This window comes from Candidatus Magnetaquiglobus sp., assembly GCF_058402785.1.
In genome coordinates this window covers 16,317-33,922 of sequence record NZ_JBZVFG010000031.1, presented here as the reverse complement: position 1 = coordinate 33,922, position 17,606 = coordinate 16,317, and the positions used below count along the sequence as shown (strand labels likewise).

11 protein-coding genes are annotated in these 17,606 nt (G+C 61.6%); 8 read left to right on the top strand and 3 right to left on the bottom strand.

Annotated features, from left to right (window positions below; genetic code table 11):
- Positions 1–487: 487 nt before the first annotated feature.
- Positions 488–2,893, bottom strand: coding sequence for a putative bifunctional diguanylate cyclase/phosphodiesterase (locus tag ACV4UY_RS11115; protein WP_491607659.1), 2,406 nt, complete (start codon positions 2,891–2,893; stop codon positions 488–490).
- A gap of 287 nt (positions 2,894–3,180) precedes the next feature.
- Between ACV4UY_RS11115 and ACV4UY_RS11110 the strand changes: the two genes are divergently transcribed.
- On the top strand, positions 3,181–8,226 hold the full coding sequence (locus ACV4UY_RS11110) for a response regulator (RefSeq protein WP_491607658.1): 5,046 nt from the start codon (positions 3,181–3,183) through the stop codon (positions 8,224–8,226).
- Between the two features lie 39 nt (positions 8,227–8,265).
- Here ACV4UY_RS11110 and ACV4UY_RS11105 read toward each other — a convergent pair whose 3' ends face one another.
- Positions 8,266–9,447, bottom strand: a complete 1,182-nt coding sequence (locus ACV4UY_RS11105) for a type I restriction endonuclease (RefSeq protein WP_491607657.1) — start codon at positions 9,445–9,447, stop codon at positions 8,266–8,268.
- A 361-nt stretch (positions 9,448–9,808) separates the two neighbouring features.
- Entirely contained in the window at positions 9,809–10,231 is a 423-nt protein-coding gene (locus tag ACV4UY_RS11100) for a VOC family protein (RefSeq protein ID WP_491607656.1), read from the bottom strand.
- 334 nt (positions 10,232–10,565) lie between these two features.
- Between ACV4UY_RS11100 and flgB the strand changes: the two genes are divergently transcribed.
- From flgB to ACV4UY_RS11065, 7 genes are all read left to right on the top strand, one after another.
- The gene (gene flgB, locus ACV4UY_RS11095) at positions 10,566–10,982 is read left to right on the top strand and encodes a flagellar basal body rod protein FlgB (protein WP_491607655.1); all 417 of its coding nucleotides are present in this window, start codon (positions 10,566–10,568) and stop codon (positions 10,980–10,982) included.
- 55 nt (positions 10,983–11,037) lie between these two features.
- Entirely contained in the window at positions 11,038–11,466 is a 429-nt protein-coding gene (gene flgC, locus ACV4UY_RS11090; protein WP_420903731.1) for a flagellar basal body rod protein FlgC, read from the top strand.
- Between the two features lie 30 nt (positions 11,467–11,496).
- Positions 11,497–11,811, top strand: a complete 315-nt coding sequence (gene fliE, locus ACV4UY_RS11085; protein ID WP_491607654.1) for a flagellar hook-basal body complex protein FliE — start codon at positions 11,497–11,499, stop codon at positions 11,809–11,811.
- A 211-nt stretch (positions 11,812–12,022) separates the two neighbouring features.
- Complete coding sequence (gene fliF / locus ACV4UY_RS11080; protein WP_491607653.1) at positions 12,023–13,666, top strand: flagellar basal-body MS-ring/collar protein FliF; 1,644 nt, start codon at positions 12,023–12,025, stop codon at positions 13,664–13,666.
- 47 nt (positions 13,667–13,713) lie between these two features.
- Complete coding sequence (fliG, locus tag ACV4UY_RS11075; protein WP_420903734.1) at positions 13,714–14,805, top strand: flagellar motor switch protein FliG; 1,092 nt, start codon at positions 13,714–13,716, stop codon at positions 14,803–14,805.
- Positions 14,806–15,013: 208 nt separating this feature from the next.
- Positions 15,014–16,195 carry a FliH/SctL family protein gene (locus ACV4UY_RS11070; protein ID WP_491607652.1) on the top strand — a complete coding sequence of 394 codons (1,182 nt, stop codon included), beginning with the start codon at positions 15,014–15,016 and terminating at the stop codon, positions 16,193–16,195.
- Positions 16,192–17,553, top strand: coding sequence for a FliI/YscN family ATPase (locus tag ACV4UY_RS11065; protein ID WP_491607651.1), 1,362 nt, complete (start codon positions 16,192–16,194; stop codon positions 17,551–17,553). Before ACV4UY_RS11070 ends, ACV4UY_RS11065 begins: the two co-directional genes overlap by 4 nt.
- The last annotated feature ends 53 nt before the right edge of the window (positions 17,554–17,606 follow it).

Here is a 17,606-nt window from a genome sequence, read left to right as displayed (position 1 = left end):
AACGAAGTTCGCGAAGGCTGCGCGCGGCGCACTTTTCGCAAAAGACGCGAAAAATGCTTCTTTGAGAAGAGCGCGCTCAAGTCAAAAGCACAGTCCCAAGGGCTTTGCCTTTGGATCCTACCAGGGGGATAAGCCCCCTGGACCCTTGCTAATGGAACTACGCATCTCGTGATGAATGCGGTTTAGAATGGGGGGGTGACGATTCAGGATCCCACGATTGCAGGGGGCAGGTGACCGCAAGGTCCCCGGCAGAGGTTCGGATGCGGCGCTTCCGAGCTTCTGACCTTGCTTTTGCTTTGGCGAGTTCTTCAAAATAAAGCGTTTTTCATGGTTTTTGTGGAAAACGCTGCGCGCAGCCTTGGAGGAATCCGCGGTGCGCATCCATGGAACGGGATCACGGGGATTGGCTCGATATCCGTGAGGCTCCGCTCGCAACGCGGTTCAACGAACAGTCGTCCCCCCTCCCTGAATCCCCAAGAACCGCTCTTCATCTCCCTACGAAAAACCGCTCGGCCAGCTCCTTGGCCGGGATGGGCCGGCTGATCAGATATCCTTGCAGTTCGTCGCAGCCCAATTGGGTCAACAGTTCCCGTTGGGCCGGCTCCTCGGCCCCCTCGGCGGTGGCGCGCAGCCCCAGGGTGTGGGCCAGGGAGATGATCGCCTCGGTGATCACCGCATCCTCGCGATGGGTGGTGATCTCGCGCACGAAGGAGCGGTCGATCTTCAGGATATGCACCGGCAGGCGCCGCAGATGGGAAAAGGAGGAGTAGCCGGTCCCGAAGTCGTCCACCGCCAGATGGATCCCCATATCCCGGAAGGCGCGCAGGGTGTTCATGGCGTGCCCCACGTCGTGCATCACGATCGCCTCGGTCAACTCCAGTTCGATGTGTCGGGGTTCCAGACGGTTCTCCTCCAGCACCCGGCGCACCACCATCACCAGATCGTGACGTTCGAACAGGTGGTGGGAGAGATTGATGGAGATCCGCAGCGGCGGATGGCCCTGGTCGAGCCAGGTGCGCGCCTGTTTGCAGGTCTCCTCGATCATCCACAGATCGATCTCCTCGATCAGCCCCAACTCCTCGGCCAGGGGCAGGAACTCCCCCGGTGAGACCGGCGTGCCGCCGCGTCGCCAGCGTACCAGGGCCTCGGCCCCGGCCAGTCGATCCTGTTGCAGATCCCAGCGCGGTTGATAGTGGGCCTCGAGTTCTCCCCGTTCGATGGCGCGACGCAGATCCCGCTCCAGGGCGATCCGTTGCGCCCCCTTCCGGTTCATTTCCACGGAAAAGAAACTGAATTGATTCTTGCCCTGCGCCTTGGCGAAATGGGTGGCGATGTCGGCGTTCTTGAGCAGTTCGTCCGGGGTGGCGCCGTTCTCGGGAAAGAGCGAGATGCCGATGCTGGCGGTGATGAAGATCTCCTGGCCGGTGGAGAGCAGGATCGGTTTGGAGATCGCCTGGGAGAGCTTGCGGGCCAGATGGATCACATCGTCGGCCCGGGCGATGTCTTGGAAAAGCACCAGAAATTCATCCCCGCCGACACGGGCCACGGTATCGCCGTCGCGCACGCTCTCCAGGAGACGGGTGGCGGTCTCTTTCAACAGTTCGTCTCCGGCGCGATGGCCGAGGGACTCGTTGATGGTTTTGAAGCGGTCCAGGGCGCAGTGCATCAATCCCACGCTGGTGCTGCGCCAGGGGGCGCGGGTCAGGGTCTGGGAGAGACGCTCCACCAGCAGCGAACGGTTCGGGAGTTGGGTGAGCATGTCGAAGTTGGCCAGGAAATGGAGTTGCTCTTCGTTGCGCTTGCGCTGGCGGATATCCTGCACCAGAATCACCGTGCCGGCCAGGGACTCCCCTTCGTGCAACAGGGAGCTGGAGATCGATACCGCCACCTCGCGTCCGTCGGCGGTCAGAAAGGTGGTTTCCTGGAAGCGGAACGGACGTTCGGCCAGCATGTCCCGATACATGATGGCGCAGAAGGATGGATCCGGGATCAGTTCATCCAGATGGCGACCGATCAGTTTCTCCTCGGTCTCCTCGAGCAGGGTGAGGAGCGCCTTGTTGACCCGCTGGATGCGGTTGTCGCGATCGAGAATCAACAGGCCATCGAGCATGGCGCTCAGGATCTGCTCCATGAACCCCTTGGCGTCGGTCTTATGGTGCAGGGTGTCGAGCAGTTGGTTGAAGGTGTCGATCAGGGCGCCGGATTCGTCATGGGTGGGGGGCGGGATCCTGGTGGAGAGGTCGAGCGGTCCGTGGATGAGCCGTTGCATGGCCTCGCGCAGCATGCCGATGGGGGCCAGAAGCCGTTCGCCATGGCCGCGCAGGGTCATGAGGGTGAGGATGGTCAGGGTGGCGGCGAGCAGCAGATGGGCCAGGAGCGGATCCAGAAGCCAGGTGCGCGCTTCGGGCATGAGGGCCCGTTCGGCGTGCAGGTGGGCGATGCGCAGGTTGCCGACGCTTGACGGACGGAAGGCGATCAGCCACCGTTCCCCGGCCAGTTGGAGTTCGTCATGTCCGGTTTCGCCCTGACGGATGCGATCGAGGATGGCCCCCCAGACCTTGGCGTCCGGACGTTCCAGGGTTGTGGCGCGGCTGTCGGCGAGAATGGCGCCGTCCGGGGCCAGGATGAGTTGATGGCCTTCGTTCTCCGGATGCCGGTGGGTGTGATGCAGCAGGTCGCGCAGCTTTTCCACCGGGGGTGGTCGGGAGGAGAGGTCGCCCGCGACCAGGATTTCGATCTCCCGGATCAACGCCAGATTGGCCCGGTCCAGAAAGGTGATGGCCGATTCGAGGGCGCTTTTCCCGGTGAGATAGTGGGATATGGCGGCACTCCCCCCCAGTCCGACGAGCAGGGGGATCAGGCACAGCAGAATCAGTTTGAGGCGCATGGACATGAGGTTGATCGGATACCCTTGGGGTTTCCCGTGCCGGTGAGTTCGGATCGAAAGCGCCCACGTTGCGGCGTGACATGGAATGATGAATGAATATCATAACACGATTGCATGCCACGGGTCACGGTTTGTGTCATGAACCTTGATGGCGTTTGTGCATGCATTTTTTGAAAAATGCGCTATTCTAATACCAACAGTCAAGTGATGGACGGTATTTTTTTATTTTGTTATGTGTGATGTGCGTGAATTTCATGGCCATCCTCAAGTCGGCGAGGTCGGGAACGCATAACGTGGACACCATCTTGATCGTGGAAGATTCGAGCAGTTTCGCGGCCTTGCTCAAGGGACGCCTGCAACGGGCCCTGGGTGTGGAGGTGGTGGTCGCCAAGAGTCTCGCCGAGGCGCGCGTGGTGCTCGAGCGCTATCCGCGCCGGTTCCTGCTGGCGATTCTCGATCTGTTCCTGCCCGATGCCCCGGATGGGGAGATCGTCGATCTGATGGTGACCCATCAAATCCCTTCGATCGCCCTCACGGGCATGTTCAAACCGCAACTGCGCCAGATCTTTCTCGACAAGGGGCTGCTGGATTACTTCATCAAGGACAGTCCGGGGGTGGTCGATACCGTGATCCAGGCCATCGAGCGGTTCCGCTCGAATCGCCGGACCCGCATCCTGGTGGTCGATGACTCCCGCGCCGCGCGTCGCCTGCTGTGCCGGCTCCTGGAACGGCACGGCTTCGAGTTGCGCGAGGCCGGGGACGGGGAGGAGGCCCTGCGCATTCTGGGCGAGGAGCCCCTCTCCCTGGTGATCAGCGATTATCAGATGCCGATCATGGACGGCGTGGCGTTCACGCGCCGCCTGCGTGACCACCACGGTCGCGAGGAGGTGGCGGTGATCGGCCTCTCCTCCCACGGCGACTCGGAGCTGGCGGCACGCTTCATCAAGGCCGGAGCCAACGACTTCCTCGTCAAGCCGTATCAACCCGAGGAGCTGTTGTGCCGGGTCCATCAGAACCTGGAGAACATCGAGAGTTATCAGGCCATCGTTCGCCTGTTGGATCGTCATCAGGCGATCCTGGCCCACGCCCTGGATGCCATCATCACCACCGATGAGGATGGGCGGGTGGTGGAGTTCAATCCCGCCGCCGAACAGCTGTTCGGATACGACCGGGAGGTGGTGCTGGGTCAGCCGATCGAGATGTTCATCGTGCCCGAGGGACAACGGGAGGCCCATCGGGTCGGCTTGAAACGCTTCGCCGCGCTCGGTCCCGAGGCGCCGCGTCTGCGGCGTCGCCTGGAGTTCCCAGGGGTGCGCGCCGATGGGCAGAGCGTCGATCTGCAAGTGTCGCTCACCTCCACGGTGCAGGATGGCAAGGTCCGCTTCATCGGCTTTCTGCAGGATGTCACCGACCGGCGGCAACTGGTGAAATCCCTCGAGGAGACCCTGGCCGTGGCCGAGTTGGCCAGCGTGGCCAAAAGCGAGTTCATCGCCAACATGAGCCATGAGATCCGTACCCCGATGCATGCGGTGTTGGGGTTCACGGAGCTGGCGCTCAAGGCCGATCTCAATCCCCGCGTGCGGGATTACCTGGCCAAGATCGAGAACGCCTCGCGCTCGTTGATGGGGATCATCAGCGATCTTCTGGACTTCTCCAAACTCGAGGCGGGCCGGTTGAGCCTCGATCCGGTGCCGTTCGATCTGCATCTGCTGGTGGAGCGGCTGGCGGACCTGTTCAGCAAGCAGGTGGCCGATCGTCGCATCGAGCTGGTCTTCGCGCTCCCTTCATCTTTCGACGCGGTGCTGTTCGGCGATGCGATCCGCCTGGAGCAGGTGTTGATCAACCTGATCCGCAATGCCATCAAGTTCACCGAACAGGGGGGCGTCACGGTGCGGATCACTCCGCGCGTCACCCCGGATGGCGGGGTCTGTCTGAGCTGCACGGTCCGGGATACCGGCATCGGCATCGATCCCTCCGTGCTGCCCAACCTGTTCGCCCCCTTCGTGCAGGCCGATGGTTCCATCACCCGCCGGTACGGCGGGACCGGGTTGGGGTTGTCGATCTGCCAGAGGCTGGTGTCGCTGATGGGCGGACGGATGTGGTCGGAGAGTGCGCCAGGACAGGGGAGCGAGTTCGGCTTCGAGGTGTGCGTGGGGATGCACGGCCAGAACCGGCGCAAGTCGCTCACCCTCCCGGAGGAACTGTGGGGCGGACGGGTGCTGGTGGCCGACGACGATCCGGGAACACGGACGGCCCTGGCCGAGCTGCTTGAAGAGTTGCTGCTCGAACCCGAGGTGGTGGCCTCCGGGTCCGAGGCGGTGGCGCGGGTGCTGGCTGCCAACGGCACCGGGCGCGCACCTTACAGTCATGTGCTTCTGGATTGGCGCATGCCGGGCAAGGATGGGGACGTGGCCGCGGTGGAGATTCGGGCGGCCCTCGATGCCAGGGTGCCCAGACCACCGTTTCCGGTGATTCTGCTGCTGGCGCCGTTCGGAGTCGGCGAGGTGCTCGAACGCATGGAACGGGCCGGCATGGACGGTTTCATCGACAAGCCGGTCACCCGCTCGCGGCTGATTCGCGGTCTGGCCCATCAGGGGAAGGACGAGGCGGATCAGGTGGATCGGCGCCGCGAGAAACTCCTGGCCCAGGAGGAGGAGACCGGCGCGCGCATCGGTGGGGCACGGGTGCTGCTGGCCCAGGCGGGGGAGGTGTCGGCGCGGATTCTCACCGAACTTCTGGAACGGATCGGCCTGGTGGTCGAGTTGGCCACGGATGGGGCCCAGGTGCTGGAATGGGCGGGTCGCCATCCGTTCGACGTGCTGCTGATCGATTCCCAACTGCCGGAGTGGGGTGGCCCGGAGTGCGTGGCCCGTCTGCGCGCTTTGCCCACCGGTGCCGAACTGCCGGTGATCGCCCTTCTGGCCCAGGGTGGGATCGAGGAGAAACGTCACTGCCTGGATGTCGGCATGCGCGATACCCTGGAGCTGCCTCCCCGTGCCGAGCGTCTGCATGGCTTGTTGAAAAAATGGGTGGCGCCGTTTGATGGCTGGGATCCCCCCGAGGGGTTCCCCACGCCGGAAGCGCAACCTCTGCTGCGTCTGCCTGGACTCGATCCGGCGCACGGTCTGGAACGGGTGGCCGGGAACCGGGGATTGTACCGCCGGCTGCTGATCCGTTTTCGTCGCGAATACGAGGAGATGCTCGACGCCCTGCCGGGGTTGATCGAGATGGAACGGCACGAGGACGCGGCGCTTCGGCTGCATGTGCTGCGCGGCGCGGCGCGCGCGGTGGGCGCCATCACCCTGGCCGAGGCCGCCGGCGAGCTGATCGATGCTCTCGCCGCGGATGACCCGGTGTGGCGTCATGTGGCCCTGGCCACCTTCATCCAACGGATGCGGGTGGTGATGGGTGGTTTGGGCGTGGATCCGGCTCGGCTGGTCGGTGCGCCGGATCCGGGCGTGGCGCGGACCGACCTGTCCGGGGTGGATGTCGAACGGGCGCTGCGGCTGATGAGCTGGATCCTCGATCGGGTGAGCAGACATTGCATCGAGGTGGAGCCGTGGCTGACCGATCTGGGGTCGCTGCTCAAGAACAGCGACTCCTGGTTCACCTACCAGGAGCTGGCCCGTCAGATCGAGGTGTACCGCTTCGCCGAGGCCGAGGAGCGGCTGCATGCCCTGGCGCGCCTGTTCGGACGCGAGCCGATCGCCGTGCCGCCGCCCCGCGAGGAGCCGTCCAAGGCGCGGGTGCTGATCGTCGATGATCAGCCGGGCAATGTCGATCTGTTGAAGGAGTGGCTGGCCGACCACCACCGGCAGGTGGCGCTGAGCGGTCCCCAGGCGCTGCGGGCCGCCTTCTCCGGCGAACCGCCGGATCTGATCCTGCTGGACATCATGATGCCGGAGATGAACGGCTACGAGGTGTGCCGGCAGTTGCGGGAGCAGCCGGTGACGAAAGAGATCCCGGTGATCTTCGTCACGGCCCGGAAGGAGGTGGCCGACGAGAGCGAGGGGTTCATGATGGGTGGGGTGGATTACATCACCAAGCCGTTTCATGGAGAGATCGTCAGACGGCGCGTGGCCACCCATCTGGAGTTGAAACGCCATCGCGACGCGCTCGAGAAGGAGGTCGCGGCGCGTACCGCCGAGTTGCGCATCGCCAAGGAGGAGGCGGAACGGGCGCGGGAGATGGCCGAGGCGGGCAATCGGGCCAAATCCACCTTTCTGGCCCACATGAGCCATGAGATCCGTACCCCGCTCAACGCGATCCTCGGGGTGAACGAGCTTCTGATGGAGGCCAGCGCCACGGAGGAACAGCGCCGGTATCTGGAAATGTCGCGCAAGGCGAGCGAGTCGCTGCTGGCCCTGATCAGCGACGTGTTGGACTTTTCCAAGATCGAGGCCGGCCAGTTCGATCCCGAGTGTTCCGCCTTTGATCTGCCGGCCCTGGTGGTCGGCGCGGCGGAGATCATGCAGGTGCCGGCGCGGGAGCGCGGCATCGGATTGAAATGGCTCGTGGATCCGGGTTTGCCGGTGCATGTGCGCGGGGATCCGAACCGGTTGCGGCAGATCCTGTTGAACCTGTTGGGCAATGCGGTCAAGTTCACCCTCGAGGGGGAAGTGGTGCTGGAGGCGAGCCGCGAGCCGGGCGGACGGATCCTGTTCGCGATCCGCGACAGCGGCATCGGCATCCCGGCGGACAAGTTGACCAGCATCTTTCAGCCGTTCCGGCAGGCGGACCGGTCGATCACCCGCAAGTTTGGCGGATCGGGTCTGGGTTTGTCGATCTGCGCGCTGCTGGTGGAACGGATGGGCGGACGGATCGCGGTCGAGAGCGCGGTGGGGCAGGGGAGTCGTTTTTCGTTTTCCCTGGAGTTGCCGGTCGTCGAGACGGAGGGATCGGTTCCTTTGGTATCGGTGGTGCGTCAGGGGGCGCGCGACGAGACGACTCGAGACGCGGAACGGGGATTGTCGATCCTGCTGGCCGAGGACTCCGAGGACAACCGGTTGTTGATTCGTGCCTTCCTGAAGGCCACGCCCCACACGTTGACATTCGCCGAACATGGCGGTCAGGCGGTGGAGTTGTTTCAGGGGGAGCGGTTCGACATCGTGCTGATGGACATCCAGATGCCGGTCATGGACGGCTACGCGGCCACGCGGACGATGCGCGCCTGGGAGCTGGAACAGGGGCTGGTGCCGACCCCGGTGGTGGCCCTGACCGCCCATGCCATGCAGGAGGCCTCAGCCGAGGCCATGGCCGCGGGGTGTGACTATTATCTCTCCAAGCCGATCTCCCGGAAGCGGTTGTTGGAGGTGCTGCACGAGTTCGCGGCGCGGTAGGGTTGGTGCGAACAGATTCGCCACGAACCAAAGCAGGAATCATGGGACATTGTTGGACGGAATTGAGTTGGCTTTTGGCTTTGATTTGTCGATGTCTTTTGCTGTCTGGGTTTTGTAATGATTGATCGTATTGATAATGCGGTCACGATACAGTGGAATGTCTTCCACGGATTGAATCAAGATTTTTTCTTCATTGTTGTTGTCAAGAAGAGTCAGATATTTTGTCGATTGATTAAGCAGTAATCGACAAATCGGTTTTCTGTTTGAATCGTCAAGAAGGATGCTAAAATAGGACACGGCATCCCTAAAAAACAATCTTTTTGTGTCAATATAACCAGTAAGAATTATTTTAAGTATATCAAAACCCCTTAATTCTTCCTCTGTGGTTTGTATGCGATTGTCTTTGCTTTGTTTTGGGGATTGACCCGGAACAGGAGTCGTCGCTTTTTGTATGGCTTCGGGTTGAATGGTAGGTTCTTCCGAACTTTGACTGATTGCCTTGAGTCTGTGGTTGATGGTATCATTAATGAATTGATTGAACGCGCGGCTGGTTATGCCAGAAAATTGTTCCAGAATGTTTTGTCTTAATTGACCAGGGTGCACTTGTTTGGTGATAAATTTCACAAACTCTTCGGTTGGTTCTATCGTTTGTTGAAAGAGATAACGTTTGATTTCTCTCGTGTATTTCAGATCTACGGCGGTTGTTTTTAGTTGGTGGTGATCAAATCGATTTTTGCTGAATTTTTTTAATTCTTGAAGCAGATCCTCTCGGCAATCCAGCATATCGAATTCCAGAAAGGGCTTTGCATCCATTTGATTGGGTTTTTCCAGATCAGAGTAAAACTTGTAAACAATTCCGTTTGTCAGTACAGCGACCTTGGCTTCTGTTGTGCTAAAATATCGAAAAAGTTGTGATGTGTGCTCATCTTCCAAGGTGAATCCACACCATTTGCATTCAAAAAGCATGATTGGCTGACCATCTTGTAAGATGGCATAATCAACCTTTTCACCCTTTTTGGTCCCAACATCTGCTGTGTATTCTGGAAAGACTTCTGAAGTGTCAAAAATATCGTAACCTAGAGTCTTGATAAAAGGAATGATATAGGACTGTTTTGTTGCTTCCTCGTTAGCGATTTTCTCTTTGGTCTTTTTGATTCTGGAAGAGATTGCTAAAATTTCTTCATTAAAGTCCATTTTATCCCCCATGTCTTTCTGTATCATGGATTAATATTGTTTATCTCTGCAATCAAGTTGAATTTAGCATGATCAGGAACATAATGCAATAAAATTTCTAATCATTTTTAGATCAATTGTCAATCTGTTGCGCTTTTTGAGATCAAGAGGTTAATCTGCACCAATCGTTCCTTGTTTAACGGCAAGCTGGATGTGTTTGCTTCAATTGCTGCGGGTGATGGTCATGAGAATACTGGTATCCATGCCTGTCCCGTCCGCGCAAGGCATCGAATCTCCCTGGGGTGTGGAATCCGTCGTCATGGTCTAAAAACAGAGCGGGATCGAACCCACGCGCCAATGGTGTCTGGGTTTGGAACCTTTACCACGTCTACGACTCGCGGGCGGCGTTTCACGGCAGAATCAATTCACCGTTCGCACCCAACGGGAACATCGGCGCCCAGGTGATCTCCCACGGGTGACCATCCAAATCGGCGAAATAGGCGGTGCGTCCTCCCCAGGGGGTGTCGGCGGCGGGTGTCAGCAGGGTTGCGCCCTTCTCCAGGACCTGGGCCAACTCCCGGTCCACATCCTCCCGCGCCACCACGTTGATCCCCAGGGTGATGCCGCCCGCGTTCGGTGCGGCCTCCGGCCTGCCCTGATCCGCCAGCAGGTTGGATAGGGGATAGAGCCCGATCACCATGCTACCGGTCTGGAAGAAACAGATGTGTTCGTTGCTCTCCTTCCAGGTTTGCCAGCCCAGGCTCTCATAGAACATGCGCGCGCGATTCATGTCGCGAACCCCGAGGGTGACCAGGGAGAGACGTTGATCCATGGGAACTCCTTGTGGAGGGTGTGAAGGTTGGTTTCTGGCACGCGGTCCAGCGTGGCGGGTGTGGCGTTGAAGGCGTTCCAGCTCATCTTCCGACAATTCCGGAGCACACTGCAAGAGAAATGCGTTCCGGGGCGTGGTGGGCCGATGATCGGAGTGATGGCTGAGGTGGATGGTGGTCATCGGCACGATTCATGCTGATTGGTGTTCAGTGCGTGAACCGGAATGCATGTGGCGTCGATGGTTTGACGGTCGGTTGCGCGACCCGGGGATGCACCCCTCGCGCGTGGGTCCCTGGAGGGCGATGCGCGGACCCTTATTTGGAAGGAGCAGGCAGATGGCCGAGTTCGGTTTGTTGGGGAATGAAGGGGCGTTCAAGTCCAATCTGATGAATCTGCGTCATCGGCGTCAGGAGATCATCGCCTCCAACATCGCCAATGTCGATACCCCCGGCTACAAGGCGCGCCGTCTGGAGTTCGAGGATGTGCTGCGCGACTCCATGCCGGTGGGCGACGAACTGCCCGTGGCGCGCACCTCGCGTCAGCACATGCCGATGGCCATGCACATCCCGGTGGAGGGGGAGTTGCAGGAGGTCGAAACCCCGATTCCCAAGGGGGATCAGAACAGCGTGGATCTGGAGCAGGAGATGGCCCGTCAGAGTGCCAACCAACTCCTTTACAACTATGCCGCCCAATCGATGAATTCGCAGATCAGCAATCTGCGCATGGTGATTCAGGGTGGATCCTCCCAGTGATCCGCCGGTCGTCAAGGCGTGATCGATACCAAGCACTTGTACAGGGAATGGCCCCATGGACGACTTCCTGACCTCGTTTCGCGTGACCTCCTCGGGATTATCGGCACAAAGGTTGCGTCTGAACATCATCGCCGAGAACCTCGCCAATGCCCAGACCACCCGTACCCCGGAAGGTGGGCCCTACAAGCGCAAGGATCCGGTCTTTTCGGCCAAGTCGTTCGACGAGATGTTGAGTCGCGAACAGATGGCCGCCACCACGGGCGTGGCCGTGGAACGGATCCATGTGGACGAGCGTCCGCCTCGCATGCAGTACGATCCGTCCCATCCGGATGCCAATGCCCAGGGGTACGTGGCCATGCCGAACGTGGACCCCACGGCGGAGATGGTCAACATGATGGCGGCCAGTCGCGCCTACGAGTCCAATGTCACGGTTCTCAACGCCTCGAAGGCCATGGCCATGAAGGCGTTGGAGATCGGTCGTTAGTCGTATTAGGGAATATCAAGGAGTCAACCGATGTCCATCAATCCGATCGGCACCACGCCCCTGCCGCCCATCAACCTCTCCACCCCCTCGATCACCGGAGGGGAAGGGGGAGGGGGTCACTGGGAGGATTTTTCCGTGACCCTGGCCCGCCAGATCAAGGAGACCGACCGGCTCGGCAAGGATGCCAAGGAGTTGAGTGAAAAGGCGCTCCTGGGCAATGCCGGGGTGAGCATTCACGAGGCCCAGATCGCCGGTTCCAAGGCCGAGTTGCACATGCGTCTGCTGATGCAGGTGCGCAACAAGGCCCTGGAGGTCTATCGGGAAGTGATGAGCATGCCGGCATGATCCTGACCGCGCGCAAGCGCGTCGGGCAGACGGCTGTAACTGGCATGATGGGGGAAGAACCCCCCTCCCCGTACCATGGACCTCCCTTCGGGAGTTCCATGGTACCGTGCATGATGGGGAGAGACCCCCTCACCCCCGACCATGGACCTCCCTGGCGGGAGTTCCATGGTAACTCGTTATTTTAGTCTTTAGGCGTTGAGGATACCTGAACATGGCAGAGGCGACGAGCGCGATGGCTGCCCGCTCCGAGGCACCAGCGGAAGTTTTCACGCGGTTTCTGGAGCGTCTCCCGCTGGGCGGGCGCAACGGATTGCTGTTGGCCGTGGCCGCCACGGCGCTGGCATTGACGGCGATCATCTGGTTTGCCACCCGGCCCAGCTACAAGGTGCTCTACTCCGGGCTCCCGGAGGCCGAGGCCGGCAAGGTGGTGGCTCAGCTCACCACGATGAACGTGCCGTATCAGCTCTCGATGGGAGGAACCACCATCGAGGTGCCGGCCAACAAGCTTTACAACGCGCGTCTGGATCTGGCCAGCCAGGGGATTCCCAAGCAGGGGACCGGCACCGGTTTCGAGATCTTCGACAAGACCAATCTGGTCGGCATGACCGATTTTCTGCAACGGATGAACTTCCAGCGCGGTTTGCAGGGTGAACTGGCCCGTACCATCGAGAGCATCGACGCGGTGAGCAAGGCGCGGGTGCATCTGGTGCTGCCCAAGAAGTCCCTGTTCGTCTCCGAGGAGAAACGGGCCACCGCCTCGGTGGTGATGGAACTTTCCCGTCCCCTGAACGCCAAGCAGATCGAGGGGATCACCCATCTGGTGGCCTCGGCGGTGGAGGGGTTGGAGGAGTCGGATGTCACGCTGCTCGATCACAAGGGGAACCTGATCTCCAGCAAGAAGGCGGTCACCACGGATGGCCGCATGCCTGCCGAGGAGAGCCTGAGCCTGCAACGTCAGGTGGAAAAGACCCTCGAGGATCGCGCCCAGGCGATGTTGGACAAGGTGGTGGGGGTGAATGCCAGCGGCGTGAGCCGCAGCATCGTGCGCATCACCGCGGACCTGGATCTCAAGCGGGTGGAGCGCAGCGAGGAGAAGTTCGATCCCGAAGGGCAGGTGGCGCGCAGCGAACAAACCGTCAACGAGAGCAGCCGTGGCTCGTTCGGCGAGAGCGGCGTGCCGGGTGTGCGTCCCAACGATGCCAACGACAAGGTGAAGGCCGGCGGGAGCGGTTCCGAGCAGTCGCGCAGCGTGGAACGCGAGACCATCAACTACGAGATCAGCAAGACGGTCAACAAGATCGTGTTGCCGGTCGGCACCATTCAACGGCTCTCCATCGCCGTGCTGGTCGATGGTCACTACGAGGCCGATCCGAACAACAAGGGCAAGGATCTCTACAAGGAGCGCACCTCCGACGAGTTGGCGCAGCTCCAGAAGATCATCGAGCAGGCGGTCGGGTTCCGCACGCAGCGCGGCGACACCATCCAGGTGACCAGCGCGCCGTTCGAACCGCTCACCGGTGGTCTGGAGCAGACGGTCAAGTTCTGGGAGCGTCCCGAGTTCTATCTGCAGGCGGGTCTGGCGGTCATCGTCCTGCTGCTGCTCTTCCTCGTCCTCAAGCCGATGGTCATGCGTCTGCTGCTGGGCGAGAAGGTGCCGGATTCGAGTGGCGTGCCGGCGGCGGTGGCCGAGTTGGAAGCGCAACTCGTGGCCGAGGGGGTGGGTACCCTGCCCACCGAACAGCCGATGCGCATGCGTACCCCGGATCGCAACATCAAGCTGACGCAGCAGATGATCAGCGAACATGCGGACGAAGCGCGCGAGATCCTGCGTTCCTGGTTGTTGCAGGAAGATTGAGCCCGGTTTGGTGACCCAACATAAAGGTTGATGGAGAGGGCGGACCCATGGCGGAAGCAGCGGTTGACAACGAAGTCTGGAACGAGCCGGCGGGGGAAGCGGTGCCGAAGCGCAAGATCAGCTCGCGCACCAAGCTGACCGGCAAGGAGAAGGCGGCGATCTTCATTCTGTCGTTGGCCGACGAGGATGTGAAGAAGATTCTGGACGGGATGCAGGAGGACGAGGTGCGCGAATTGACCCGCACCATCGCCCGGATCGGCAGTACCCCCCAGGATGTGGTGCGGGCGGTGCGTCAGGAGTTCCTGGACCGGTTCGAGTTGCAGCAGTTCGACGTGCGCGGCGGCATGAACAAGGTCAAGGACATGATCTCCAAGGCGCTTGGCAAGGAGAAGGCGCGTCAGTTCCTCAAGGAGTTGCAGCAGGGGCCCAAGAATACCCCTTGGGAGATCCTCAACGCCATGGAACCCACATTGGTGGCCACTTTCCTGTCCAACGAGCATCCGCAGAGCATCGCGTTGATCCTGTCGCAGTTGCAGGTGGAGCAGGCGTCCTATGTGGTTGACTATCTGATCAGCGACGTGCAGCAGGAGGTGATCCTGCGCATGGCCAAGCTGGGCAGTCTGCCGCCTGGCGCGCTGGAGGATATCGAGGAGTCGCTTTTGACCGAACTCGAGGCGTTGGGCGCCACCCGCGGTGGCTATGCCAAGGAGGGTGGTGGTGGTGTCAAGAAGGTGGCGGAGCTGTTGAACATGATGAGCCGCGACCTTTCCGACAAGCTGTTGGCCTATCTCGACGAGGAGGACAACCCGCTCGCCGAGGAGGTGCGCAAGGAGATGTTCCTGTTCGAGGATCTGCTGCTCATGGACGACAAGAGCTTCCAGACCCTGCTGCGCGAGGTCAACAACGACGAGCTGCTCTCGGCCCTCAAGGGGACCGACGATCGACTCAAGGAGAAGTTCTTCCAGAACATGTCCGAGCGCGCGGCGGAGATGTTGCGCGAGGATCTGGAGATGATGGGGCCGGTGAAGGTGGCCGACGTCGAATCCGCCCAGCAGAGCATTCTGAAAGCGGCGCGTCGTCTCGAGGCCGAGGGGGCGATCGTCATCATGGGCAAGGGCACCGACGACGTGGTGCTGTAACGTGCAGGATGGGGAGAGAACTCCCCTCATCCTCCGTACCATGGACCGCCCTTCGGGCGTTTCACGGTACCGTGCAGGATGGGGGGAGAATCCCCCTCATACCGCCCTTCGGGCGTTTCACGGTCAAAAGGCGGTTGGATGAGGCCATCCAGGCGACCACTCAACCGTTTTCAGGTTGTAACCCGATCCACGACAGGGGAAGCGATCCGTGTCCGAGAGTAACGTTGCGGAGATCATCAAGGCCGAGGCCGGCGGATTGGCGTGCCGTCGGGTGGGAATTGGCGCCCTGCTCGACGCGCCGCGCGAGATCAAAGGGGAGCACTTCTTGCGGTTGCGTCCGGATGGACGGCTGCCGGTGGTGGTGCCGCCCAAGAAGGAGCCGGAGATCTCCCCCGAGGAGTTGCACGCCCGTCGTCTGGAGCAGATGGAGCGGGAGGTCTATCAACGGGTCTTCGCCGCCGCCGAGGCCGCCGGACTCAAGGCCGGCGAGGAGCGCATGGAGCGTGAGATCCACGCCATGCTGCCGCGACTCGAGGGGGTTCTGGCCAATCTCGAGCAGCTTCACGCCCGCATTCTGGCCGGCGCGGAGCGTTATCTGGTCGAAACCACGCTGGTGCTGATCCGCGATCTGATCGCCAGCGAATTGACGGTCAACCCCGAGATCGTGGCCGAGCGGGTCAAGCGGATCCTCAAGCGCGCCGCCGGACGCAAGGGGATCGTGATCCGGGTGTCGCCGGGCAACGCGCGGATTCTGGAGCGGATCCGGGCCTTCGGCAACCTGAACATCGAGTCGGATCCGACCCTTTCGTCGGGCGCGGTCCATCTGGAGAGCGATTTCGGCGGTCTGGAGGACAATCTGGAGATCCAGCTCAAGGAGGTGGAACTCGCCATGCGCGAGTATCTCCAGGAGCGTCTCGACGCCATGGATGTCCCGGACATCGCCGAGCGGGCGCGCGAGTCGGCCGCGTTGGCCGCGGCGCGGGAACCGCTTCCGCTCATCCCGGATCCGGGCAGCGTGCCGAATCGTCCCATCCGTCCGCCCATGCCGGCGATGTCGCGGGCCAGGGAGGAACCGGTGGCTCCCGCCGTTCTGGCTCCCGCCGTTCTGGCTCCCGCCGTTCTGGCTCCTGCCGCATCCTCTTCCGCCTGGGTCGGTGGGGAGGAGTCTGTCGGGGAATCGCTGTCCGAGGAGGCGTTCGTCGGGGAAGAACGGGCCGGGGAGGATCCGGTCGAAGAGGCAGACGTCGGTGAGGCGTTCGTCGAAAACGGGCTGGACGGCGCCGAGGATTGGGGCGCCCTGGCCGGGGACGACTGGTCCGTGGATGAACTGGACCCCGAGGATCGGGTGGAAGAGTTGGCCATCGACGAGATTTTCACGGAGGCGTCATGAACTTCGACCTGGAACTCCCGTGGGGAGACTATCAGGAGTCGGCGCGACGCGGACTCGGCATGAAGCGTACCGGCAAGGTGGCGCAGGTGCTGGGACTGCTGATCGAGGGGGAGGGTCCCTCGGCCTCGATTGGCGATATGTGCGAAGTCTACCCGGACGACGGCTCGGCCCCGATTCGCGCCGAGGTGGTGGGATTCCGCAGCGATGCGTTGTTGCTGATGCCGCTGGGGGCGATCAAGGGGATTCATCCGGGCAGTCTGATCGTGTCGCGCGGACGGGCGGAGATGGTTGGGGTGGGGGATGCGCTGTTGGGTCGGGTGCTGGGTCCCACGGGGGAGCCGATCGATCACGGTCCGCCGATCCATCTGTCCGAGTTCACCCCGCTGAATGCCGAACCGATCAATCCTCTGCACCGCCGGCGCATCTCCGAGAGCCTGGATCTGGGGGTGCGGGCCATCAACGGCCTGTTGACCATCGGACGCGGCCAGCGGGTGGGGATCTTTTCCGGTTCCGGTGTGGGTAAAAGTACGCTGTTGGGCATGATGGCCCGGTACACCGAGGCGGATGTCAACGTGATCGCCATGGTCGGCGAACGTGGCCGTGAGGTGGTGGAGTTTCTGGAAAAGGATCTGGGGCCGGAGGGGATGCAGCGTTCGGTGGTGGTGGTGGCCACCTCGGATCAGCCGCCGCTGTTGCGATTGCGCGCCGCCCATCTGGCCACCGCGATCGCCGAGTATTTCCGCGCCCGTCAACAGCATGTGCTGTTGTTGATGGACTCCCTGACCCGTTTCGCCATGGCGCAACGCGAGGTCGGGCTGGCGCGCGGGGAACCGCCCACCAGTCGCGGTTATCCCCCCTCGACTTTCATGCTGCTGCCGCGCTTGTTGGAACGGGCCGGTCGAGACAGCGGCGAGGGGAGCATCACCGGGCTCTACACGGTCCTCATGGAGGGGGATGATATCCAGGATCCGATCGTGGATGCGGTGCGCGGTATTCTGGACGGTCACATCGTGCTTTCGCGCGATCTGGCCTCGGCCAACCATTATCCGGCCATCGACGTGCTCGGCTCCTTGTCGCGTTTGATGAGCGACCTGGCCGGCGAGACCCAGAAGGGCTGGGCCGGACAGCTGCGCGAATCCCTGGCCGCCTACACCCAGGCCGAGGACATGATCAACATCGGCGCCTACGTGCAGGGCTCCAACCCGCGCATCGACCTGGCGTTGAAGCTCATCAAGCCGATTCGCGACTATCTGCGGCAACCGGTCTCGCAGGGGTGTTCGATGGAAGAGAGTATCCGCCAGCTGGGTCGGGTCTTCGCCACGCTCCAGGGTGGCCAGCAGAACGCCCGCGCCGCCTGATCCTCCCGTTTTATTTGAGTGTGCATGCACAACGGGCCTGGAGAGTCGCTCTC